This is a genomic window from Arthrobacter sp. HS15c, assembly GCF_040812005.1.
Taxonomy (GTDB): Bacteria; Actinomycetota; Actinomycetes; order Actinomycetales; family Micrococcaceae; genus Arthrobacter.
The window spans coordinates 343,704-365,237 of record NZ_JBFOHM010000003.1; the positions used below are offsets into that span (position 1 = coordinate 343,704).

The following is a 21,534-nucleotide window of genomic DNA, read 5'->3' on the forward strand; positions in this document are numbered from 1 at the left end:
CGGGGAAGCTTTACGTCCGACGATGGAAGGGCTGGAATGGACCCATGACGACGCCCCCGCAGTCCACGCCCCTGGCCGCAGCATTCAGGTCACTCCACCAAGGCCGTGCGCCGCTGGTCCTGGTCAACGTCTGGGATGCGGCGTCGGCGAAGCTCGTGGAGGAAGCCGGGGCCACGGCGATTGCCACCTCAAGCTCTGCCATTTCCTGGAGCATGGGCTTTCCCGACGGCAACAGGCTCCCGGCAGGACTGGCCATGGCGGCACTGGCGCGGATCGTTTCCGCCACCTCACTGCCGGTCACGGCCGACGTCGAAACCGGCTATGCGGGTGACGGCAGCGGCTATGACCACAGCCGGCTCCGGGACACCATCCTGGCCGTGTTGGACACGGGCGCCGTCGGCATCAACTTCGAGGACTCGGGGGATGACCCCCTCACGGATGTCGGCGAACAGTGCCGCCGCCTGAACGTGGTCCGGGAGACCGCCCAGGCTGCCGGCGTCGAACTCTTCATCAATGCCCGGACCGACACGTACCTCTCCGGCGGCTATCCGGAACGGGCTTTTGAGGAGACGGTCAGCAGGGCCGGGGTCTATCTTGCCGCCGGCGCCAGCGGGATTTTTGTGCCGGGCGTGACCGACCTGCACGTGCTGCATGAACTGTCGCGGCGCATCGATGCGCCGCTGAACGCCCTCGCCGGCGTCGGGGCGCCGTCGGTGGGTGAGCTGCACGACGCCGGCGTGCAGCGGATCAGCATCGGCGGCAACACCGCGAAGGCGGCCTATGCAACGGTGTCCCGGGTAGCCGGCGAGGTACTGGGCGACGGGAACTGGTCGGAGCTGGCCGGGGCACGCAGCCACGCGGCCATGGACGCCCTGTTCGGCGGATAGTCCGGGAGGAGCGGTCCTACTTAAGGCTCAGTGCTTCGGCCAGCCCAATCCCATTGACATAGATCTCGGCCCGGATGGCACCCACCGCCGAAACCGCCGTCTGGGTCAGCTGGGCTTCGATCCGCGGAATGTCGCAGACTCCGCCTGGCCTGATAGTGCCGGCGAGGTACACGGTGACCGTGGTGCCGTCGAAGCTGCCGGAGAGGAAGTCCAGGGCGGAGCCGGACAGTGAGTTGTAGACATCAGCGATGGGTGGCTCGGATCCGTCCAGCAGTGCGCCGATCGCTGCCGGGAGCGGTCCGGCAGGCTCCGCGTTGGCCTGCCTGACGCCCACCAGGCTGTCGTTGCAGCCGAATCTGACGCCGCTGCTGCCGCCGTCGTCAAGGAGGACGTAGTAGGCCGTGACTGCCTGGGTTCCAGCCGTATTGCCGCGCGGAGGATCGTCGGGAGCAGCGGCCTGGCTGGACGGCGGCGGACCCTTTGCGGGCCCCGTTCCCGGGACGGTGGTCTGGGCCTGGCCGGCGCTGCCGGAACCGGCTGCCGGGCCCGACGAGCCGGCCGCGGGCGTGTTCCCCGGCTGTGTGGCCGCCCCAGCCGACGGGGCGGTGGCAGGCGCGCCACCGGAAGGCGCCGGACCAGCGGCCGGGCCACCGTTTCCAAGCGTCCCGGGGGGTGGTGCGGCCTGGGGCTGGGGGACGGGGGTCAGCGGCTCGTCCGGCGCGGCCGTCGGTTCGCTTGCGGCTGTGCCGGCTGGGAAGTCGGTGCCGGCGGTGCAGGCCCCCAGCCATAGCGAAAGCACCAGGGCCAGCGCTGCCGCCGTCACCCGTTGTGTGGCGCTTCGCCTGCTTGCCATCCCAGCACCGCGATTCCGTCCGGAAAGTTCCGTGCATTAACGTTACGGCGGCCCGGCAGGACAGGGAATGCCGGTGCGGTACCGGTTGGGTCAAGAGTTGGTTACGCGGGCACACCGCTGGAGCCGGCGGTTCACGGAGCCATAACGAAAGCCCCGCACACCTTGCGGCATGCGGGGCTTTCGGTATCAATGTTAGGCGGCGGCCGCGGCGGTGCGTGCGGCGTCAAGGGCGTCAAAGACACCCTTGATCTGCTCCACAACCTCAGCGTCATCCTTCGGGTGCAGCTCGGCGAAGCGCACCATGGAGCCGGGAACTGCCAGCTTGACGTCCTCGAGCACCTGAGCGCCGGCTATGCCGACAGCCTTGCGGGCTTCGTCCTGGGCCCACACGCCGCCGAACTGGCCAAAGGCGGTACCGACGACGGCGGTGGGCTTGCCTGCCAGGGCGCCGGCGCCGAAGGGGCGGGACAGCCAGTCGATGGCGTTCTTCAGGGACGCCGGCACGGTGCCGTTGTGCTCCGGAGTGACGAGCAGGAGGGTGTCGGCTTCGTTGGCGGCGGCGCGCAGCGCGGCGGCTGCGGCGGGGACCTGGCCTTCCACGTCGATGTCCTCGTTGTAGAACGGGATGTTGCCGAGGCTGTCGTGGATGACCACGTCAACGTGCTCGGGCGCGTTCAGGGCGATGGCCTCGGCAAGCTTCTGGTTGGTGGACTCGGCGCGGAGGCTGCCGACGAGGGTGAGGACGGTGCTCTTTGACATGGTGGCTCCTGGGTCTGGGCTGCGGCAGGTCCGCAGGCTGGTTCGGAAACTCAGGCTGTTGAGGCCTTCACCGTCTAAACGGACTACGGTCCGGATAATATTCCCGGGGTCTAGAATGTGGGATGTGAGCTTCATCCCATTGCGCCCCGGATCCCTGTCCGGACCGGTCACCGAGCGCAGCGACGCCGTCAGGAACCGTGAGCGCCTGCTGGGGGCCGCGCGTGAACTGATCGATGAATGCGGCGCCGACGGGCTCACCATGGACAGGCTCGCCGAGCGTGCCGGCGTGGGCAAAGGGACCGTCTTCCGGCGGTTCGGCAGCAGGGCCGGCCTGATGATGACGCTGCTCAGTGACGCCGAGGCTGACTTCCAGGCCCGCTTTATGTTCGGTCCGCCGCCCCTTGGCCCGGGCGCTCCGGGCCTGGAGCGGCTCGTGGCGTTCGGCGCCGCCCGCATCGCCTACGTGCTCGAATACGGGGAACTTGCCCGAGCGGCCGACGAGTCCGCCTACAACCGCTTTGACGTCCCGGCTGCCGTCCTCTGGCACCGCCATATCGAGCTGCTGCTGCGCGAGGAAGGCATGGACGCGGACCCCCGCCTGATGGCCATGGCCCTGAGTGCCACGCTGGACCCGGAGCGGCTGCTGCATGCGGTCCGCGTCCATGGCATTGCGCCGGAGCGCCTGGCCGAATCCTGGCGGGAACTAGTCACACGGGTGGTGCGCGGGGCGTAGCATCCGCCGGGCTGGCTGAAACGTCTTGTCAAATCAATTCCACAGAATTATTCATAACGATTGGATACGGCGTCTGCCTTTTCCGACCGTTTGGACGCTATTTGACAGGATCTGTGTGGTAATTTCCTCTGGAATGTGACCCGCAACATAGTCCACCAGGACCAGCCGGCAACGGCTGCGGGAAGCCAGCTACCCGCTGGTGAAGAACCCGGAAGTGGCGGCGCATCCCCTGCCTGGCCGGGGACGACGGAAGGATCAAGCTCGTGATTGCACTTACGGCCAACGCCCCGGAGCCAACGCACCGGCGTCCCCTGATACTTCAGGATGAGCACCCGGCAGCGGCGATTCAGAAGTAGCTGCCACATGCTCCGGTACCTCGCCAAGCGCGGAATCACGTATGTTTTTATGATCTTCCTGACCACGTCGGCCGGTTACTTCCTGGCGGTCAGCTCACTCAAGCCCGCGCTGCTGGAGCAGGAGCGGATTCCCCGCCCTACCCCCGAGCAGGTCGCGAACTCCATGCGCCTCAAAGGCCTGGACCCGGACCTTAGCCCGTGGGAACGCTATGTGGAGTGGCTGACGGGCATCGTGACCCGATGGGACTGGGGCCGCAGCCCCAACGGCGCCTTCGTCAACGCCGAGTTTGGCGACCGGGTGTGGATCTCCACCCGCCTGTTCCTCGCCTCCATCATCCTGACGCTCGTGATCGGCGTCGCCCTCGGCGTGTACTCGGCGGCCCGCCAGTACAAGTTCCAGGACCGGGTCATCACGTCCTACAGCTACCTCGCATATATCGTGCCCGCACCCATCGCCTACTTCCTGGTGCAGCTGGGTGCCATCAACATCAACGAAACCGTCGGTGAGCGGATTTTCTTTGTCACAGGCATCTCGACGCCCGGGATGGAACAGGGCTGGGCCCAGTCCCTGGACATGCTGGCACACTACGCAGTACCTACCGTGGCCATCACACTGGTGGGCTGGGGCTCGTACCAGATCGCGCAGCGGCAATACCTGCTGGACAACGTCAACGCGGATTTCGTCCGCACCGCCCGCGCCAAGGGCCTGACCCGGAACCAGGCCATCTCCCGGCACGCCCTCCGAGTCTCCTTCATCCCCGTGGCCCAAAGCATCGCCTTCACCATCCCGGCCATCTTCGCGGGCGGCTTCTTCGCGGAAAAAATCTTTGCCTGGCCCGGCGTCGGCAGTTGGAGCATCGACGCCATCTCGCTGCAGGACGTCAACGCAGCCACGGCAACGCTGGCCTACGGCTCGGTCATTTTCGCCCTGGGCGCCATCCTGGCCGACTTCGCCACCACGCTTGTTGACCCGAGAGTGAGGGTGCAGTAGCCATGACCAACCTCAATGCCGTTGACCCGGCAGCCGTGGCGCAGGACGCGCACCTGGAAAGCGCCGACGTCATCATCGGCAAATCCACCATCATCTTCCGCCGTTTTATGCGGAACAGGACCGCAGTGGCTGGCCTCCTCATTTTCCTCGGCCTGACGCTCTTCTCCTTCGTCGGCGGGTACTTGACCCCCTGGGACAAGGAGACCATCGACCCCTTCAACATCGCCATGCCGCCCTCCGCCGACCACTACCTGGGCACCTCCCAGGCCGGAATCGACCTGTTTGCCATGACCGTCGAGGGCACCCGGATCTCCATCCTCATCGGCCTGATAGTCGGCTTGGTCTCCGTCCTCATCGCCGCGGTCTACGGCTGCACCATGGCCTACTTCGGCGGCAAAGTGGACAAGGTCATGCTCTTTGTCCTCGAGGCGCTCATCATGATGCCGGCCCTGCTCGTGGTGGCGGTGGCCACCAGCGGCGGCGGGGACGGGCTCAAGAAGAACCTGCCCAGCTGGCTCCTCCTGATCATCGTGCTCCTGGTCTTCAGCTGGATGGGCACGGCCCGGCTCATCCGTTCCCTGTCCATGTCGCTGATGCAGCGGGACTTCGTCAAGGCGGCCCAGTACATGGGAGTCCCGCCCCGCAGGATTGTCTGGCGGCACCTGGTGCCCAACATCGGTTCCCTCCTGGTCCTCGACATCACCCGCGGTGTCACCGGCGCCATCCTGGCCGAAGTCGCCTTCTCCTTCATCGGCATCGGCATCAAAGTCCCGGACGTCAGCTTGGGGGTGCTGATCGGCGGCGCCACGTCACAGGTCCAGACCTTCCCGTGGATGTTCTGGGTCCCCCTGACAGTGATGTTCCTGCTCACCGGCTCCCTGGCGATGATGAACGACGGCCTGCGTGACGCGTTTGACCCCAGCTCCAGTTCCGCCGGCAAAGCCAAGAAGAAAAACAGCGTTAAGGAGCCGGCGAAATGAGCAGCGGAACGTACCTCGAACCGGCGGACTCCACATCACACTCCGCCGCCGAACGGCTCCAGGTCGCGGGCCTCTATTCGCCGTCGGACGCTGTCCTGTCAGTCCGGGACCTGAACGTCCGCTTCAACTCCGAGAACGGAGTGGTGCACGCCGTCCGCGGAGTCGACTTCGACCTGATGCCGGGCAAGACCCTGGGCATCGTGGGCGAATCAGGCTCCGGAAAGTCGGTCACCTCGCTGGCCATCATGGGCCTGCTGCCGCCGACGGCGGAAATCGCCGGGACCGTGCGGCTGATGGGCAAGGAACTGCTGGGCCTCAATGACAAGGCGATGTGCGCCTACCGGGGCAACGACATCGCCATGGTGTTCCAGGACCCGCTCTCGTCCCTGACGCCCGTCTTTACGGTGGGTGCCCAGATCACCGAGGCCCTCACCATCCACAACCCCACGATGAGCAAGCAGGCGAAAGAAGCCCGCGCCGTCGAACTCCTGGCAATGGTGGGGATTCCCAGTCCGAAGGACAGGCTCAAAGCTTTCCCGCACGAGTTCTCCGGCGGAATGCGCCAGCGTGTCATGATCGCCATCGCCATAGCCAACAACCCGCGGGTGCTGATCGCGGATGAGCCGACGACGGCACTGGACGTCACCATCCAGGCCCAGGTGCTGGAGGTGCTTCACACCGCGCAGGAGGAGACCGGCGCCGCCGTCGTGATGATCACCCACGATCTGGGCGTGGTTGCGGGCATAGCCGACGACATCATGGTGATGTACGCCGGCAGGCCCGTGGAGACCGGTCAGGTGGATGACATCTACTACGACCCGAGGATGCCCTACACGATGGGCCTGCTGGGGGCGGTGCCGCGCGTGGACGTGGCTGAGAAGAGCTCGCTGGTGCCCATCGACGGCATCCCTCCCAACCTCATCTACACGCCCACCGGCTGCTCGTTCGCGCCGCGATGCCCTCTGGTCACGGATGCCTGCAGGGACGGTGAGCCGGAACTGCTTTCTGCCGGCGGCCAGCCGGGACACAAGGCTGCCTGCATCAAATCCGATGCGCTGGGCTCGGACGCGGACGTCCTGGAAATTTTCTCCGCACCCCCGGTGCCGGTGTCCCGTTTCGACGCCATCCCCCGCGGGGAACGCGCCACAGTGCTGGAGCTCAAGGACGTGCGCAAGCACTTCCCCCTGACCAAGGGCGCCCTGCTGAAGCGGCGCATCGGCACCGTCAAGGCGGTGGACGGCCTGAGCTTCGACATCCGCGAGGGCGAGTGCTTCTCCATCGTGGGGGAGTCCGGCTCCGGGAAAACCACCACGCTCCTGGAAATTATGGAATTCCATAAGGACCAGGACGGCGAGGTGGTCATCGGCGGACTGAGCAACAAGGAAGCCACGACGGCCAAGGCCAGGAGCGCCATGCGCCGCGAGCTGCAGATGGTGTTCCAGGACCCCACCGGGGCACTGGATCCCCGGTTCACGGTGTACGAGGTCCTGGCCGAACCGCTGCAGAACGCCGGCCTGGATAAACAGGCCATCAGGAAGCGCATCATGGAACTGATGAAGCTGGTGGGCCTGCAGCCCGACCACGTCAACCGGTTCCCCAACCAGTTCTCAGGTGGCCAGCGGCAACGCGTGGGCATCGCCCGTGCCCTTGCCGTGAACCCGAAGCTTGTGGTCCTCGACGAGCCGGTGTCCGCCCTGGACGTTTCCGTCCAGGCCGGCGTCATCAACCTGCTGGACCAGCTGCGGGCCGAGCTGGGCCTCAGCTACCTGATGGTTGCCCATGACCTCTCGGTGGTCCGGCACATTTCCAACCGGGTGGCCGTGATGTACCTGGGCAAGATCGTGGAGATCGGTGAGGTGGACCGGGTCTTTGACAACCCCCGCCATCCCTACACGCGGGCGCTGCTGTCAGCGATTCCTGTGCCGGATCCGCAACTGGAGCGGACCCGGGAGCGCATCATCCTCGAGGGCGACCTTCCGTCCCCCCTCGATGCGCCCACGGGCTGCAACTTCGCCACCCGCTGCCCCGTCTTCGCGGCCCTCCCCGCCGCGAAGCAGGAGAAGTGTCTCACCCTCGAACCGCCGCTCGAATCCGTTCCGGCCTCGGCCGCGGCACAAACCCTGGAGTCTGGCCGGGTGCCCCCGGCGGACCAGCAGTTCGCCTGTTTCTTCCCCGACGGCGAGCTGGCCGAGGACATGCTGGTGGTCCACGAAACGGCGGAACCCCATGCACCCTAGATTTTTTCGACCCATCACAAGCACCACCACTCGCACGAATGAAGGGAACACCATGAAGAATCTGACCAAGATCGGCGGAGCGGCGGCCATTGCGGCTGCTCTGACGCTGACTGCCTGTGGCGGTGGAGGCACGTCCACCGGACCCGAAACGGCAAAGGGCCAAGAGTCAGGCAGCGACCTCTCCAAGCTCATCAGCATCAACGAGAAGCCGGTCGCGGATCTTGAGAAGGGCGGCAAAGTCACCCTGCCGCTGGGCAGCATCGGACCGGACTTCAACGGTTTCTCCAACAACGGCAACAGCTCAGACAACTCCGCCCTGCAGATCCCGATCAACCCGGTAGCCGTGAACAGCGGCGGCATGGGCGGCTGCTGGAAGGTGGACTTCGTTGGCAAGGTAACGCCGAACAAGGACTTCTGCGAGTCAGTGGACAGCAAGGTGGTGGACGGCAAGCAGACCGTCACCATCAAAGTCAACGACAAGGCCACCTACAACGACGGCACACCCATCGACATCAAGGCGTTCCAGAACACCTGGAACATCCTGAAGAGCCCTGATGCCGGCTACGACATCGTCAGCTCCGGTGCCTACGAATTCGTTGAGTCCGTCGAGGCAGGCAGCAGCGACAAGGAAATCATCGTCAAGACCAGCCAGCCGGTCTACCCGGTCGATTCGCTCTTCTTCGGCCTGATCCACCCGGCTGTCAACACGCCGGCAATCTTCAATGAAGGCTTCGTGGGCAACATGCATCCGGAATGGATGGCCGGCCCCTTCAAGCTTGACCAATACGACGCCGCGGCCAAGACCGTGACCCTCGTTCCCAACGAGAAGTGGTGGGGCACCAAGCCTGTCCTGGAAAGCGTGGTCTTCCGCCAGCTGGAAACCAGTGCCCAGATCGCGGCCTTCAAGAACGGTGAAATTGACGGCATGTCCGCCAACACCATCTCCCTCTACAAGCAGCTCGAGGGCACCAAGGACTCCGAAGTCCGCCGCGGCCAGCGCCTCTTCGCCGGCGGCATGAACATCAACGCCCAGAAGATCACGGATGTGGCGGTCCGCAAGGCCATCTTCGCCGCTGTTGACCGAGAGGCCCTCCGCAAGGTCCGCTTCAACGGCCTGAACTGGGAAGAGCCCAGCTCCGGCTCCATGATGCTCCTGCCGTTCTCCGAGTACTACCAGGACAACTACCCTGTGAAGGAAACCGGCGCGGACGCAGCCAAGAAGGTCCTGACCGACGCCGGCTACGCCCCGAACGCTGCCGGAATCATGGAGAAGGGCGGCGTTCCCGCCGCCTTCAAGATCAGCAACTTCGGTGACGATCCCACCACCCTGGCCTTCACGCAGACCCTGCAGAAGCAGCTCCAGGCCGGCGGCATGGAAGTTGGCATCGACCAGCGCGCCTCCGCCGACTTCGGCAAGGTCATCGGCGGCCGCGACTTCGACATGAGCGTCTCCGGCTACACCGTTGGTCCGGACGCCACCGACGCCGTGAAGCAGTACTACGACTCCAAGGTCAACGAGAACGGCCTGGGCGACGCCGAGCTGGACAAGAAGATCGCCGACCTCGCCTCCATCGAGGACAACGCCGAGCGCAACAAGGCAGCAATGGAAGTTGAGAAGGAGCACATGGCGAAGTACTTCTCCATGGGTGTCGTGATGAACGGCCCGCAGATCTCCTTCGTCCGCACGGGTCTGGCCAACTACGGTCCGTCCCTGTTCCAGAGCCTCTCGCAGGTTCCGGACTGGACCACACTGGGCTGGGTCAAGAAGTAGCCCCACCCCTGTAACGCTCTCTCATTTGTTACAGGTTTTTCGCCAACGCTCTTTCACTTCCGGCCGGTCATCGGCTGGAAGTGAAAGAGCGTTTGGTTTTAACCGACAGGAAGTGAGAGAGGGTGCGCGGGGGTAGCCTAGCCCCTATGACCGGGACTGAAGCTGAACGCACCATCCGCACCGCCGTCGTCGGCTATGGGCTTTCAGGGAGCGTCTTCCACGCGCCGCTGATAGCGGCGGACAGCCGCTACTCGCTGGACGTCATCGCAACATCCGACGCCGGACGGCAGGCTGCCGCGGTCGAGCGGTATCCAGGCGTCAAAACAGTGCACGACGGCGACGCTGTCCTTGCGCTGGCCGGGGACCTTGACCTCGTGGTGCTGGGGACGCCTCCAGCCACCCACTATCCGTTGGCCAAGGCCGCCCTGGAGGCCGGGCTCGATGTGGTGGTGGACAAGCCTTTTGTGGTCCGTTCGGCCGAGGGGCAGGAATTGATCGCCCTCGCCGAGCGGCTGGGACGGGTGCTCACGGTCTTCCAAAACCGGCGCTGGGACGGCGATTTCCTCACGGTCCGGAAGCTGCTGGCCGGGGAAGCCCTGGGAAGCGTGACCCGCTTCGAGTCCAGCTTTGAACGCTGGGCCCCCGATATTTCAAAGGCGTGGAAAGCCCAGGCCACCGCGGCGGACGGCGGCGGCGTGCTGTTCGATCTCGGCACGCACCTCCTTGACCAGGCGCTTGTGCTGTTCGGTCCGGCCACCGTGGCCCACGCGGAGCTGCAGGCGCGGCGTCCGAGCGAGCAGGTGGACGATGACGTTTTCCTCGTCCTCGACCACGAGTCCGGCGTGACCAGCCACCTGAGCATGAACATGCTCTGCGCCCAGCAGGGTCCCCGCTTCCGCATCCTCGGATCCACTGGCGCGTTCACCAAGCACGGGATCGACCCGCAGGAGCCGTACATCGTGGCCGGCGGCAGCCCGCTGGACAGGGAGTTCGGAGTCGAGGCACCGGAATGGGCCGGCGTCCTCGGCCGCGACGGCCACCTCGAAGCCCTGCCCACGGAGAGAGGCGCCTACCCGGAGTTCTACCGGCTGCTGGCAGCCAAGATCGACGACGGCGGCGCCACCTCGCCCCTCCCCGTCCCAGTAGACCCGGCAGAAGCCGTCGAGACCCTAAAAATAATAGAAAAGGCAAGGGAACTGGCTGCTGCGAAATAGCGCCTTTAACGTCAGAACGGCAGCCATCCAGAAAGCGTGCGTCAGAGGCGACGAAGGAGCCAGCACGCGTTGGATGACTGCCGTTCAGACGGTCACACGAGACTAAGCAGAGACCAGTTCGTGCCAGTCCGCTACGAGCGGCAGGTTGTGTGCCTCGGACACGGAGTGGTGCGCCACGTGGCCTGCGGCGATGTTGAGGCCGGCGGCGAGGGCGGGGTCCCGGTCGAAGGCTGCCTTCACGCCCAGGTTGGCCAAGGAGACCGCATACCGCAGGGTGACGTTGGTCAGGGCGTAGGTGGACGTGTTCGGGACAGCGCCAGGCATGTTGGCAACGCAGTAGAAGATCGTGTTGTGGACCTTGTACGTGGGTTCCTGGTGCGTGGTGGGGTGCGTGTCTTCGAAGCAGCCGCCCTGGTCCACGGCGATGTCCACGAGCACGGAGCCGGGCTTCATCCGGGCCACGAGTTCGTTGCTGACCAGCTTGGGAGCCTTGGCGCCGGGAATCAGGACGGAGCCGATTACCAGGTCCGCATCCACCACGGACTTCTCGATCTCGTACTTGTTCGACGCCACCGTCTTCAGGCGGCCCTGGTACTGGGCGTCGAGCTCGCGGAGCCGGTTGATGTTGATGTCCAGGATGGTGACGTCAGCGCCCAGGCCCAACGCCATAGCTGCGGCGTTGGTGCCTGCCACGCCGGCGCCCAGCACAACCACCTTCGCGGGACGGACGCCCGGAACGCCGCCCAGCAGCACGCCCTTGCCGCCTGCAGGGGCCATCAGCGACGTGGCGCCCACCTGCACGGAGAGGCGGCCTGCGACCTCGGACATCGGGGCCAGCAGCGGCAGGGTCCGGCCTTCCTGGACGGTTTCGTACGCGATCGCCGTGACGCCGGAGTTGATCAGTTCCCGGGTCAGCTCGGGCTCGGCTGCGAGGTGGAGGTAGGTGAAGAGGATCAGGCCCTTGCGGAAGCGGTGATATTCCGCCTTGATGGGTTCCTTCACCTTCATGACCATGTCGGCGCGTGCCCAGACGTCATCGGCGTCGGCGACGATCTCGGCCCCCGCGATCGCGTATTCCTCGTCCGTGATGCCGGAGCCCAGGCCCGCGCCGCGCTCCACCAGGACGGTGTGGCCGTGGGTGCGGAATTCGTTGACGCCGGCCGCGGTGATGGCCACGCGGAATTCGTTGTTCTTGATCTCTTTGGGGACACCGATGATCATTCTGGGCTCCATTTTCACGGGCCCGAAAGGCCCTTGCATTGCGCGGGAAGTTGTGATTCCAGAATAAATCCGGTTGTGAGGCAGGCGACATGAATCCGCGAAGCTGCCGCCACGCCGGCCGCGTCATTTCGGCGATTTTAGGAAAGTCGGCTCGACATTTGTACAGCGTGCAAGCGTCAGGTGTCGCCTCGTGTCCGTTCGCGGTATCGCCCGCCACGGCAGTACTGTTGGCCCATGCAGCAGCAGGATGTGGAACAGCTTGTGGAGCGGGTGGCGCAGAAGCTTGGGCGGGGACTTTCGCTGGAGGACCTGGACGGCCTGCTGCTCGCCTACAGCTCCAACCAGTCCCACGCGGACCGGGTCCGGGTCAACTTCCTGCTGAGCAAACGCGTCCCCGTGGACGTCAGCGCCTGGCAGCTGTCACACGGCATCGCGACGGCGGTCCGCCCCGTCGTCATCCCCGCCAACCCGGAGCTTGGCATGCTGGGCCGCGTCTGTGTCCCGCTGATGGTGCGCGGCTTCCGGGTGGGTTATCTGTGGGTCCAGCAGGACTCGGCAGAGGAAAACCCGACGGCGATCCTCACCCAGCTGCCGGAAGTGAACCACGAGATCGAGCTGCTCTCCGGGCTGCTGCTGGACTCCAACACGGCGGAATCGGAGTTCCGCCGCGGCCGTGAGCGGGAATTCCTGGCGGCCTGTTCAGGCGAGGCCAACGCCGCGGCGGCCATTGCGGGATGGAAGGAAATCCAGGGCAAAGGGCCGTGGCAGATGGTCACGGTCCTGGACGCCGACGGCTGGGCCGGAGGGCCGGACCCCATCGCGTCCACGCTGATCCACCGGTCGGCAGCCCTGCAGGCCACAATCGGAGTGGACGTGGCCCTGTTCAGTGCGGGCACCGAAACGCATTCCGTGGTGTTGTTCAAGGAGTCCACCGGCCGGGCCAACCACGCCCAGGTACTGGTCCACTATCAGCTGGAACTGGCCAAACGCTCCGGCCGCCCGGTGCACCGCATCATCCTGGGAATCAGCGAGGGCTTCGCTAGGACCCGTGATTTCGCCGAGGCGTACCGGCAATCCAAACAGGCAGCGCAGGCCGCAGCGGTGGATCCGCAGTTGGGCGAGCTGGTGGACTGCCGGGCCACCGGGGTCTACCAGCTGCTGGCTTCGGCCGGCGGCGGTGCGGGAGCCTGGGCGGATTCCGGGTCGGTCTACTTCCGGATGCTGGAGGACCACGACCGGAACGGTGAACTCATCCCTGTCCTGGAGCTGCTGTATGACAACGACGGGGCCGTGCAGGACGTGGCCACCAAACTTCATCTGCACCGCAGCAGCATCTACAACCGGTTGGGCCGCATCCGCGCCTTGCTGGGGGTGGACCCGCTCAAGGGTATGCCCAGGCTTGAGTTGCATGCTGCCCTGAAAATGCGCCGTTGGGCGGCACGGCCCAGGATTTAGGGACCCAGGACTGGGGCGACCCGGAACCTAAGCGGCGTTTCCTTCATGTTTGGACGGCTCCCCGGGTGCCAGGGACTGGTCCTGGGCGCCGCGTTGTGGAATGTCCTGGCGGGTGGCCGGAGCTACTTCGTGGCCGGGTTCCAGCGAGGTGGCCTGGTCAAGGGAGGCTGCCTGCTGCAGGGTCAGGGTTTCGGAAAGGCTCGACGCTTCGCGGCGGCGCTTGGAGATGGCACTGTCAGCCCACATGGCAACGGCAACGAACACCACGCAACTGGACATCACCACCGCGGTGTTGTTCAGCCGCATGGCTGATCCCAGCATGGCGGCAACCAGCATGGCGGCAATGCCCGCCACCACGTGCAACCCTCTGAATTTCGCCACAATTCAAGCCTAACCCCGGTCGCTTGCCTGTTTTAAGGCCTGGCCGAGATCGTTGCTTGATCCTTATCACTCCGTCATTCAGCGGCGGCGGAACCGTCATTTTCGCTGGCCCGCTGCTTCGCCTGCTCCGTCTTCCGTTGCTGGTCCAGCCAGGCCGTGATCGCCGCCCGCCTGATCCTGCGGTGCGTGCCGCGGTACTCCACCGGTATTTCGCCGCGGTCGGTCATGTTGCGCAGAAATGTGTGGGAGATTCCGGCAAGCTCCGCTGCCTGGGAAGTAGTGAGCACTTCCTCCACGCTGCTGACGGCCACTGCCTCGCCGCGGCTGAAGCGGCTGAGTAGATCAACGACGGCGTCCCGCGCCTGCGGAGGCAGCCGGTGGACGGTGCCGTCCACAAAAACAGTGATGTCATGGCTGCCCTCCAGTGCACGCTGCAGTTTCTCTGCATCCTCAACCGGCAGGCCGGCGGTCATCCGGGGAGCTATCAGTGCCATGGGCAACAGCCTAACCCTGTCCCGCCGAAGCAGTGGCGGTAAGCTCGCCTGATGAAACTAGGTGATGGCCGGGACGTAACGTCGGGCGGCCTGACCGGGCGGGTCTATGCCTCGGCGCCGCCGCGCGACGGCAGGAGCGGCAGCCGCCGCACGTACGTGCTGCTGCACGGCATCGGCGTCTCGCACCGCTACTTCGCACGGCTGCACCGCGAGCTGGCCTCGGAAGCGGACGTCTACACCTTCGACCTGCCCGGCTTCGGTGACGCCCCGCGGCCCGGCCGCCAGGTGGCCGTGGGGGAGTACGCGGCATTTGTGAACAGCGTGCTGTCCGACGCCGGAGTCCGGTCCTGTGTGCTGATCGGGCACTCCATGGGCACCCAATACGCGGTGGAGCTTGCCCTCCAGGAGCCCGGACTTGTGGCCGGCGTGGTCCTGATGGGCCCGGTGGTGGACAGCACCAGGAAGTCCGTGCCGCTCCAGGCGCTGGCGCTGACCCGTGATGCCGTCTTCAGCGAATCGCCGTCCTCGAACGCTATCGTCTTCAGGGACTATTTCCGGGCCGGTCCACGCTGGTACCTGACCCAGCTGCCCGTCATGATGGAATATCCCCTCGACTCCCGGATGCAGGGCGTCAGCCAGCCCGTGCTGGTGATGCGCGGAGGCCGTGACCCGGTGGCGCGCCGCCCGTGGTGTGAACGGCTCGCCGCGCTGGCGCAGCAAGGCAGCTTCGCGGAGGTCCCCGGGGCTGGCCACGTCCTGCAGCACACGGCAACGGAGGCCACCGCCGCGGCGATCAGCGGCTGGGTCCGCGCCGCCGACGGCTTCGGCGTTTCGGCCTGACAGCCGCCCGCCTGACGGTACTCCGTCGGCCGCTATTCGGCGTCGAGGTCCGTTTCCAGGAGCTTGACCAGGGAATCGAGCGCCGCGTCGGCACCCTCACCCTCGGCGCGTAGCACCACCACGTCGCCCTTGGCCGCGCCAAGCGTCATCAGCGAGAGGATGCTGGAGGCATCGAGTGCCTCATCCGCGGGTTCGCCCTGCATGGCGATGGTGACTTCCACCCCCACGTCGCCGGCAGCCTCGGCGAAAAGAGCGGCCGGCCGGGCGTGCAGGCCGGAGCGGCTGGCGATGGTGGCGATGCGTTCGGGCATTGTTCCTCCTGGTAGGTGTTGGCGCGGCAGCCGCGTCAGAGTCCGAGTTCTTCGAGTACCGGCAGCTTTTCGCGGACCCAGGCGCGTGCTTCCGTTGCGCTGGGTGCGGACAACGCCAGCTTGGCCAGCTGCTGCGCCTCGGCGAGGGTCACAGTCTTCAGGACCGCCGCCACGGCGGCCAGGGACCGTGCGGTCATGGACAGCGTGGTCACACCCAGCCCGGTAAGTACGACGGCGAGGGCGGGGTCGGCGGCTGCCTCACCGCAGACGCCCACAGGTTTGTTGTGGCCTTCCGCGAGGGAGCCTTCGACCGTGAGTCCCACGAGGCGCAGTACGGCGGGCTGCCAGGGCGTGTTCAGGTTGGCGAGCGGGCCGAGCTGGCGGTCGGCGGCCATGGCGTACTGGGTGAGGTCGTTGGTGCCCAGGCTCGCGAAGCCCACCTCGCGCAGGATGGCCTCGGCGGTGAGTGCGGCGGACGGGACCTCCACCATTACCCCGGGCGTCTTGATGCCGGCGTCGGCGCACATTGAGGCGAAGCGGGCGGCTTCTTCCGCCGTCGAAATCATGGGAGCCATGACCCACACATCCGCTTCGGACTGCTGCTCGGCCAGGGCGATCGCTTCCAGCTGGCGGTCCAGGACGCCGGGCGTGGTGAAGTCCGTGCGGTAGCCGCGGACGCCCAGGGCGGGGTTGGGCTCGGTGGAGTCCGTCAGGAACGGGAGCGGCTTATCGGCACCGGCGTCGAGCGTGCGCAGCACCACCTTCTTTCCCGGGAACGCATCAAAGACGCTCTTGTAGGCCGCGGCCTGCTCCTCCACGGAGGGCTCGGAGTCCCTTTCGAGGAAGCAGAATTCGGTCCGGAAGAGACCCACGCCCTGGGCGCCCAGTTTCGCGGCCGCCTCGGCATCCTTGCCGCCGCCGACGTTGGCGAGCAGCGGCACCAGGTGGCCGTCCGCCGTCGTGCCCGTGCCACTGAACTCGGCCAGCAGGGAAGCCGTGGCCGCCCAGGCATCCGCTGCGGCACGCAGCGAGTCGTCGGGTTCGGTGGTGATGTTGCCCGCGGCGCCGTCAACGTACACTTCCGTGCCGTCCGCGAGTTCGTCCACACCCAGGGCAGCCACGACGGCCGGGAGGCCCAGCGAACGCGCGATGATGGCCGTATGGGACTGCGGCCCGCCGCCCGCTGTCACGAGTGCCAGGACTTTGTTGGGGTCCAGGGTTGCGGTGTCGGCTGGGGCCAGGTCCTCGGCCACCAGCACAAACGGCGTGCTGGAGGTGGGGATGCCGGGGGCGGGGACGCCGCGAAGTGCGGCCACAATCCTGGCACGGACGTCCAGGACGTCGGTGGCGCGTTCGGCCATGTAGCCGCCCAGGTTATGGAGCATTTCCGAGACGGAGGAACCGGATTCCCAGATGGCCCGCTCGGTTGAGAGGCCGCGGGCCACGAGCTTGGCGGCGCCCTTGATCAGCATGGTGTCCTTGGCCATCAGCGCCGTGGCTTCCAGGACGGCCTTGCCGTCTCCGGTGGCGTGCGCCGCCCGGGCCTTGAGCTCGTCATGGACGGCCTGCGAGGCTGCCTTGAGGGCCGCCGTGGCGTCCTCCGCGGAGGTCCCCGCACTCAGCTGTTCGCCTGCCGGGGGTTCGCTGATCGGTTTAGGCATCTGCCGGACGGTGCCGATGATGCGGCCGGGGCTGACGCCAACTCCTGGGAAGTTCTGCACTGAAGGTCCTCATTCTCTGCCGATAGCCAGGCCCGCCAAGGTTCCCGGCGCCATGCCGAGGGCGCCGTGACTGCTACGTCAGGTGGCGCGAAACGTGCCTGAAAAAATTGTATGTGATTCAGTTCATATAGCAATGCTATAGGTGATAGGGTAGCGGTTATGAGTTTGGATGGCCAGCTTCCCCCCAAAATGCGACTGTTGCGTGCGGCGGCCGAGTTGCTGGCAAACTCTGCGGGCTCACCGGTCTCCACCCGCCAGATCACGCAGCTGGCAGGTGTCACCGCGCCCACGCTGTACCACCACTTCGGTGACAAGGAAGGTCTTTTCGACGCCGTTGTCGCCGCGGGATTTGAAGAATATGTCGCGGGCGAAAGGGATTTCGCCCCGTCCGGGCACCCGCTGGAGGACATCCGGCGGATGTGGGACAACCACGTCCAGTTCGGGCTTAACCAGCCGGAACTGTACCTGGTGATGTTCGGCAATATCCGTCCTGAAAGCCGCCCCGCCATCGTGGCCGATGCCGAGGCCCTGATGGAGGAGATGCTGAACAAGGCAGCAGTGGCAGGCCAGCTGAACGTCCAGCCGCGGGAAGCAGCCAGGTCCATCCTGGCCGCCAACGTGGGGGTGACCCTCATGCTGATTGCGGAGCCTGCCGCCGAACGGAACCTTGAATTGTCCACCATGACGCGGGATGCCATGATTTTTGCGGTGTCCGCGGACCAGGCTGCCGGCGGCAGTCCTGACGACTCCGGGAAGTCCTCGGTGGTGGTGGCAGCGATTGCCCTGAACGCCGCACTTCAGGCGTCGCACTCAGACCAGCTCTCAAGCTCGGAACTCAAACTCTTCCTCGAATGGCTTCACCGGATCTCCACCAGCAGCTAGCAGGTCCCAAGCCACACTGCACCACCTTTTTGCACAGGCAGTACCGTCGTCGAAATATCGGACCATCCTGCGGAGCAGCAGGAATCACGGTTAGGAAATCACATGGCAACGCAGACAGTTGCAAAACCCCGCACCAGCGTGCGGGTTGGCGTCCAGAAGTTCGGGACGTTCCTGTCCGGGATGATCATGCCCAACATCGGGGCGTTCATCGCCTGGGGCCTCATCACGGCCCTCTTTATCGAGAAGGGCTGGATCCCCGTCCCGGCACTGGGTGGCTTCGGCGCCAACGCCGAAGGTGTGCCCTATGTTGGCCTCGTCGGCCCCATGATCACGTACCTGCTGCCCCTCCTGATCGCCTACACCGGCGGCCGGATGGTCTATGACGTCCGCGGCGGCGTGGTGGGCGCTATCGGCACCATGGGCGTCATCGTCGGCGCCGGCATCCCGATGTTCATCGGTGCCATGATCATGGGCCCCCTCGGCGGCTGGACCATGAAGAAGATCGATTCGCTCTGGGACGGCAAGATCCGCCCCGGCTTCGAGATGCTGGTCAACAACTTCTCCGCCGGCATCTGGGGCGGTTTGCTGGCCATGCTGGGCTTCTATGGGATCTCCCCGCTGGTCACGGCCTTCAGCACGGCCGCCGGTAACGTGGTCCAGTTCCTCGTCAGCAACGGCCTGCTGCCGCTGACCAGCATCTTCATCGAGCCCGCCAAGGTGCTGTTCCTGAACAACGCCATCAACCACGGCGTGCTGACCCCGCTGGGGATCCAGCAGTCGCTGGAGCAGGGCAAGTCCATCCTGTTCCTGCTGGAAGCCAACCCCGGTCCGGGCTTCGGCATCCTGCTCGCCTATATGTTCTTCGGCCGCGGTGCGGCGAAAGCGTCCGCCCCGGGTGCAGCGATCATCCACTTCCTCGGCGGCATCCACGAAATCTACTTCCCGTACGTCCTGATGCGCCCGCTGCTGATCCTGGCAGCGATCGCAGGCGGCATGACGGGCGTTGCCACCCTGGCCATCACCAACTCCGGCCTCGTGGCTCCGTCCGCTCCAGGCTCCATCATCGCGGTGCTGGCCCAGACCGCACGCGACAGCTACCTCGGCGTGATCCTCGCGGTCCTGCTCGCCACAGCGGCTTCTTTCGTCGTCGCGTCGGTGATCCTGAAGACCACCCGCCACAGCGATGAGGGCGACCTCAGCGCCGCCACGTCGAAGATGGAGGACATGAAGGGCAAAAAGAGCTCCGTCTCCTCAGCCCTGACGGGTGCCGGTGCGGGCGGCGGAGTTGCCGTGATGGCCGGACCGGTCAGGAACATCGTGTTCGCCTGCGACGCCGGCATGGGCTCCAGTGCCATGGGCGCCTCGGTGCTGCGGAACAAGATCAAGGCAGCCGGCTTCCCGGAGGTCAAGGTCACCAACGCCGCCATCGCCAACCTGAGCGACACCTACGACGTAGTGATCACGCACCAGGACCTGACGGAACGGGCCAAGCCTGCAACGTCCAGCGCGGTGCACTACTCCGTGGACAACTTCATGAGCAGCCCGCGGTACGACGAGATCGTTGAACTGGTCAAGAAGAGCAACGCTCCGGAAACGTCCGACGCCGGTGCTGCCGCCGGCCATCGTGCCCACGCTGCCGAGACTCCGGCGGACACCGCCGCAGGCGACGAAGGGACAACGGCACCCGCCGCCGTCGTGCCGTCCGACATCCTGGTGGCTGACAGCGTGATCCTCAACGGCACCGCCACCACCCGCGATGCCGCGATCGACGAAGCCGGGCGTCTCCTGCTGGCCCGCGGCGCCGTGGACGAAGGCTACATCACGGCAATGCACGAGCGTGAAGAGTCCGTGTCCACGTACATGGGCAGCTACCTGGCCATCCCGCACGGCACCAACGCAGCCAAGGACCACATCATGAAGTCCGCCGTCTCCGTGATCCGCTACCCCGAGGGCATCGACTGGAACGGCAAGCAGGTCAAGTTCGTGGTGGGCGTGGCCGGCATCAACAACGAACACCTCCACATCCTGTCCTCGATCGCGAAGGTCTTCACCAACAAGGCCCAGGTGGCCCAGCTGGAGGCCGCAACGTCCGTGGATGAAGTGCTGGAGCTGTTCGGAAAGGTCAACGCATAGTGAAGGCAGTACATTTCGGAGCCGGAAACATCGGCCGCGGCTTTGTCGGGCTGCTGCTGCACCAGGCCGGGTATGAGGTGGTGTTCGCGGACGTTGCCGAGGACCTCATCGGCCAGCTGGCAGCAGCTGACAGCTACAACGTCCACGAGGTGGGCGAGAACCCCACCGTGCGGACCGTTGACAATTTCCGCGCGCTGAACTCCGGCACACAGGATGCGGAACTGGTCCGGGAGATCGCGACGGCGGACATCGTCACCACCGCCGTGGGGCCGCACATCCTGAAGTTCGTGGCGCCCGCCATCACCAGGGGCATCGCGTCGCGGGAAGTCGGGCTGGCGCCGCTGCAGGTCATGGCCTGCGAGAACGCCATCAACGCCACGGACATCCTGCGCGCCGAGGTCGCCGGGCTCTGGGACAACGCTGCCGGGTCCCTCGACTCCGCCGCGGTGTTCGCGAACACCGCCGTGGACCGGATCGTGCCCAACCAGGAGCCCGGACAGGGTCTGGATGTCACGGTGGAGACGTTCTATGAATGGGTCATCGACCGGACGGCGTTCGGCGGTGCTGCGCCGGTGATCCCGGGGGCCACGTTCGTGGACGAGCTCGCGCCCTACATCGAACGGAAGCTGTTCACGGTCAATACGGGGCACGCCTCCGCGGCGTACCTGGGTTTTGAGGCCGGGCTGGAGAAGATCTCCGACGCCATGGCCGACCAGGACGTGGCGGAGGACGTCCGCGCCGTCCTGGAGGAAACCAAGCAGCTCCTGGTGGCCAAGCACGGCTTCAGCAACGACGAGCAGGAGGCATACGTCCAGAAGATCCTGGTCCGGTTCTCCAACCCGCACCTGCCGGACACCGTGAACCGGGTGGGACGCGCCCCGCTGCGCAAGCTCAGCCGGCACGAACGGTTCATCGGTCCTGCCGCCGAGCTGGCAGAGCGCGGGATCGTGCCCGAAGCGCTGCTGGGCGCGATCGCGGCGGCCCTGCGCTTCACCGACCCCGGCGACGCCGAGGCCACCGAGCTCGCCCAGATCCTGGCAACCTCATCACCGGCCGACGCCACCGTCCGGATCACGGGGCTGGCTCCGGACCATCCGCTGTTCGACGCCTTCTCCACCCTGGTGGAGGAGCGTCAGGCGGAAGGGGCAAAAGCCCCCGCCTGACCCACCCCGGCACGCTCTCTCACTACCTGCAGGTTTTCCGGCAACCCTCTCGCAGATCCTGCGGGTTTTCCGGAACCTTCCTGCAATCACGACGCCGGCACTCAGCCCGAGTGCCGGCGTCGTGCATTGCGCTTTACCGCACCTGCCGCCTC

At 65.9% G+C, this 21,534-nt stretch carries 18 protein-coding genes and 1 pseudogene; 12 read left to right on the top strand and 7 right to left on the bottom strand.

Annotation, left to right across the window (positions count from 1 at the left end):
- Positions 1 to 44: 44 nt before the first annotated feature.
- Complete coding sequence (locus ABV518_RS06670) at positions 45 to 887, top strand: isocitrate lyase/phosphoenolpyruvate mutase family protein (protein WP_367766065.1); 843 nt, start codon at positions 45 to 47, stop codon at positions 885 to 887.
- A gap of 16 nt (positions 888 to 903) precedes the next feature.
- Here the strand turns inward: ABV518_RS06670 and ABV518_RS06675 are convergent, their stop codons facing one another.
- Entirely contained in the window at positions 904 to 1,740 is an 837-nt protein-coding gene (locus ABV518_RS06675) for a hypothetical protein (RefSeq protein ID WP_367766066.1), read from the bottom strand.
- Positions 1,741 to 1,932: 192 nt separating this feature from the next.
- Positions 1,933 to 2,499, bottom strand: a complete 567-nt coding sequence (locus ABV518_RS06680) for an NAD(P)H-dependent oxidoreductase (protein WP_367766067.1) — start codon at positions 2,497 to 2,499, stop codon at positions 1,933 to 1,935.
- Positions 2,500 to 2,623: 124 nt separating this feature from the next.
- On the opposite strand from ABV518_RS06680, the gene ABV518_RS06685 reads away from it, so the two are divergent.
- The 6 genes from ABV518_RS06685 to ABV518_RS06710 all read left to right on the top strand — a co-directional run bounded on the left by ABV518_RS06685 (position 2,624) and on the right by ABV518_RS06710 (position 10,781).
- Positions 2,624 to 3,232, top strand: a complete 609-nt coding sequence (locus tag ABV518_RS06685; RefSeq protein ID WP_367766068.1) for a TetR/AcrR family transcriptional regulator — start codon at positions 2,624 to 2,626, stop codon at positions 3,230 to 3,232.
- A 363-nt stretch (positions 3,233 to 3,595) separates the two neighbouring features.
- Positions 3,596 to 4,579 (top strand): ABC transporter permease, encoded by a 984-nt coding sequence (locus ABV518_RS06690; RefSeq protein ID WP_131131921.1) that lies wholly within the window; start codon positions 3,596 to 3,598, stop codon positions 4,577 to 4,579.
- 2 nt (positions 4,580 to 4,581) lie between these two features.
- Positions 4,582 to 5,559, top strand: coding sequence for an ABC transporter permease (locus tag ABV518_RS06695; protein ID WP_367766069.1), 978 nt, complete (start codon positions 4,582 to 4,584; stop codon positions 5,557 to 5,559).
- Positions 5,556 to 7,796: a dipeptide ABC transporter ATP-binding protein gene (locus tag ABV518_RS06700; protein WP_367766071.1), complete on the top strand. Its 2,241-nt coding sequence runs from the start codon at positions 5,556 to 5,558 to the stop codon at positions 7,794 to 7,796. Before ABV518_RS06695 ends, ABV518_RS06700 begins: the two co-directional genes overlap by 4 nt.
- 52 nt (positions 7,797 to 7,848) lie before the next feature.
- Positions 7,849 to 9,567 carry an ABC transporter family substrate-binding protein gene (locus tag ABV518_RS06705; RefSeq protein WP_367766072.1) on the top strand — a complete coding sequence of 573 codons (1,719 nt, stop codon included), beginning with the start codon at positions 7,849 to 7,851 and terminating at the stop codon, positions 9,565 to 9,567.
- Positions 9,568 to 9,713: 146 nt separating this feature from the next.
- Positions 9,714 to 10,781: a Gfo/Idh/MocA family oxidoreductase gene (locus ABV518_RS06710; protein ID WP_367766073.1), complete on the top strand. Its 1,068-nt coding sequence runs from the start codon at positions 9,714 to 9,716 to the stop codon at positions 10,779 to 10,781.
- A gap of 102 nt (positions 10,782 to 10,883) precedes the next feature.
- Here the strand turns inward: ABV518_RS06710 and ald are convergent, their stop codons facing one another.
- Entirely contained in the window at positions 10,884 to 12,002 is a 1,119-nt protein-coding gene (gene ald / locus ABV518_RS06715; RefSeq protein ID WP_310166707.1) for an alanine dehydrogenase, read from the bottom strand.
- Between the two features lie 89 nt (positions 12,003 to 12,091).
- Here ald and ABV518_RS06720 point away from each other — a divergent pair.
- Positions 12,092 to 13,457: pseudogene (locus tag ABV518_RS06720) on the top strand (PucR family transcriptional regulator).
- Positions 13,458 to 13,484: 27 nt separating this feature from the next.
- Here the strand turns inward: ABV518_RS06720 and ABV518_RS06725 are convergent.
- Both ABV518_RS06725 and ABV518_RS06730 read right to left on the bottom strand, forming a co-directional pair.
- Positions 13,485 to 13,838 (bottom strand): hypothetical protein, encoded by a 354-nt coding sequence (locus ABV518_RS06725; RefSeq protein ID WP_367766074.1) that lies wholly within the window; start codon positions 13,836 to 13,838, stop codon positions 13,485 to 13,487.
- 74 nt (positions 13,839 to 13,912) lie between these two features.
- Positions 13,913 to 14,332 carry a helix-turn-helix domain-containing protein gene (locus tag ABV518_RS06730; protein WP_367766075.1) on the bottom strand — a complete coding sequence of 140 codons (420 nt, stop codon included), beginning with the start codon at positions 14,330 to 14,332 and terminating at the stop codon, positions 13,913 to 13,915.
- Positions 14,333 to 14,383: 51 nt separating this feature from the next.
- On the opposite strand from ABV518_RS06730, the gene ABV518_RS06735 reads away from it, so the two are divergent.
- Positions 14,384 to 15,172, top strand: a complete 789-nt coding sequence (locus ABV518_RS06735) for an alpha/beta fold hydrolase (RefSeq protein ID WP_367766076.1) — start codon at positions 14,384 to 14,386, stop codon at positions 15,170 to 15,172.
- A gap of 32 nt (positions 15,173 to 15,204) precedes the next feature.
- On the opposite strand, the gene ABV518_RS06740 is transcribed toward ABV518_RS06735, so the two are convergent.
- Positions 15,205 to 15,483, bottom strand: a complete 279-nt coding sequence (locus ABV518_RS06740) for an HPr family phosphocarrier protein (RefSeq protein ID WP_367766077.1) — start codon at positions 15,481 to 15,483, stop codon at positions 15,205 to 15,207.
- A 35-nt stretch (positions 15,484 to 15,518) separates the two neighbouring features.
- A complete protein-coding gene (gene ptsP / locus ABV518_RS06745; RefSeq protein ID WP_367766078.1) occupies positions 15,519 to 17,204 on the bottom strand; it encodes a phosphoenolpyruvate--protein phosphotransferase in 1,686 nt (561 codons plus the stop codon).
- Positions 17,205 to 17,363: 159 nt separating this feature from the next.
- On the opposite strand from ptsP, the gene ABV518_RS06750 reads away from it, so the two are divergent.
- The 3 genes from ABV518_RS06750 (at position 17,364) to ABV518_RS06760 (ending at position 21,382) form a co-directional block, all read left to right on the top strand.
- A complete protein-coding gene (locus ABV518_RS06750; RefSeq protein WP_131135388.1) occupies positions 17,364 to 18,086 on the top strand; it encodes a TetR/AcrR family transcriptional regulator in 723 nt (240 codons plus the stop codon).
- Positions 18,087 to 18,188: 102 nt separating this feature from the next.
- A complete protein-coding gene (locus ABV518_RS06755; protein WP_367766080.1) occupies positions 18,189 to 20,219 on the top strand; it encodes a PTS mannitol transporter subunit IICBA in 2,031 nt (676 codons plus the stop codon).
- Positions 20,219 to 21,382 (top strand): mannitol-1-phosphate 5-dehydrogenase, encoded by a 1,164-nt coding sequence (locus ABV518_RS06760; RefSeq protein ID WP_367766082.1) that lies wholly within the window; start codon positions 20,219 to 20,221, stop codon positions 21,380 to 21,382. The genes ABV518_RS06755 and ABV518_RS06760 overlap by 1 nt, the downstream gene beginning before the upstream one ends.
- The last annotated feature ends 152 nt before the right edge of the window (positions 21,383 to 21,534 follow it).

Bases quoted from the DNA above. Each gene is read 5' to 3' on its own strand.
- ABV518_RS06690 (WP_131131921.1), top strand. From the start codon at position 3,596: ATGCTCCGGTACCTCGCCAAGCGCGGAATCACGTATGTTTTTATGATC.
- ABV518_RS06680 (WP_367766067.1), bottom strand. From the start codon at position 2,499: ATGTCAAAGAGCACCGTCCTCACCCTCGTCGGCAGCCTCCGCGCCGAG.
- ABV518_RS06710 (WP_367766073.1), top strand. From the start codon at position 9,714: ATGACCGGGACTGAAGCTGAACGCACCATCCGCACCGCCGTCGTCGGC.
- ABV518_RS06740 (WP_367766077.1), bottom strand. From the start codon at position 15,483: ATGCCCGAACGCATCGCCACCATCGCCAGCCGCTCCGGCCTGCACGCC.
- ABV518_RS06730 (WP_367766075.1), bottom strand. From the start codon at position 14,332: ATGGCACTGATAGCTCCCCGGATGACCGCCGGCCTGCCGGTTGAGGAT.
- ABV518_RS06735 (WP_367766076.1), top strand. From the start codon at position 14,384: ATGAAACTAGGTGATGGCCGGGACGTAACGTCGGGCGGCCTGACCGGG.
- ABV518_RS06700 (WP_367766071.1), top strand. From the start codon at position 5,556: ATGAGCAGCGGAACGTACCTCGAACCGGCGGACTCCACATCACACTCC.
- ABV518_RS06705 (WP_367766072.1), top strand. From the start codon at position 7,849: ATGAAGAATCTGACCAAGATCGGCGGAGCGGCGGCCATTGCGGCTGCT.
- ABV518_RS06695 (WP_367766069.1), top strand. From the start codon at position 4,582: ATGACCAACCTCAATGCCGTTGACCCGGCAGCCGTGGCGCAGGACGCG.
- ABV518_RS06670 (WP_367766065.1), top strand. From the start codon at position 45: ATGACGACGCCCCCGCAGTCCACGCCCCTGGCCGCAGCATTCAGGTCA.
- ABV518_RS06675 (WP_367766066.1), bottom strand. From the start codon at position 1,740: ATGGCAAGCAGGCGAAGCGCCACACAACGGGTGACGGCGGCAGCGCTG.
- ABV518_RS06750 (WP_131135388.1), top strand. From the start codon at position 17,364: ATGAGTTTGGATGGCCAGCTTCCCCCCAAAATGCGACTGTTGCGTGCG.
- ald (WP_310166707.1), bottom strand. From the start codon at position 12,002: ATGATCATCGGTGTCCCCAAAGAGATCAAGAACAACGAATTCCGCGTG.
- ABV518_RS06755 (WP_367766080.1), top strand. From the start codon at position 18,189: ATGGCAACGCAGACAGTTGCAAAACCCCGCACCAGCGTGCGGGTTGGC.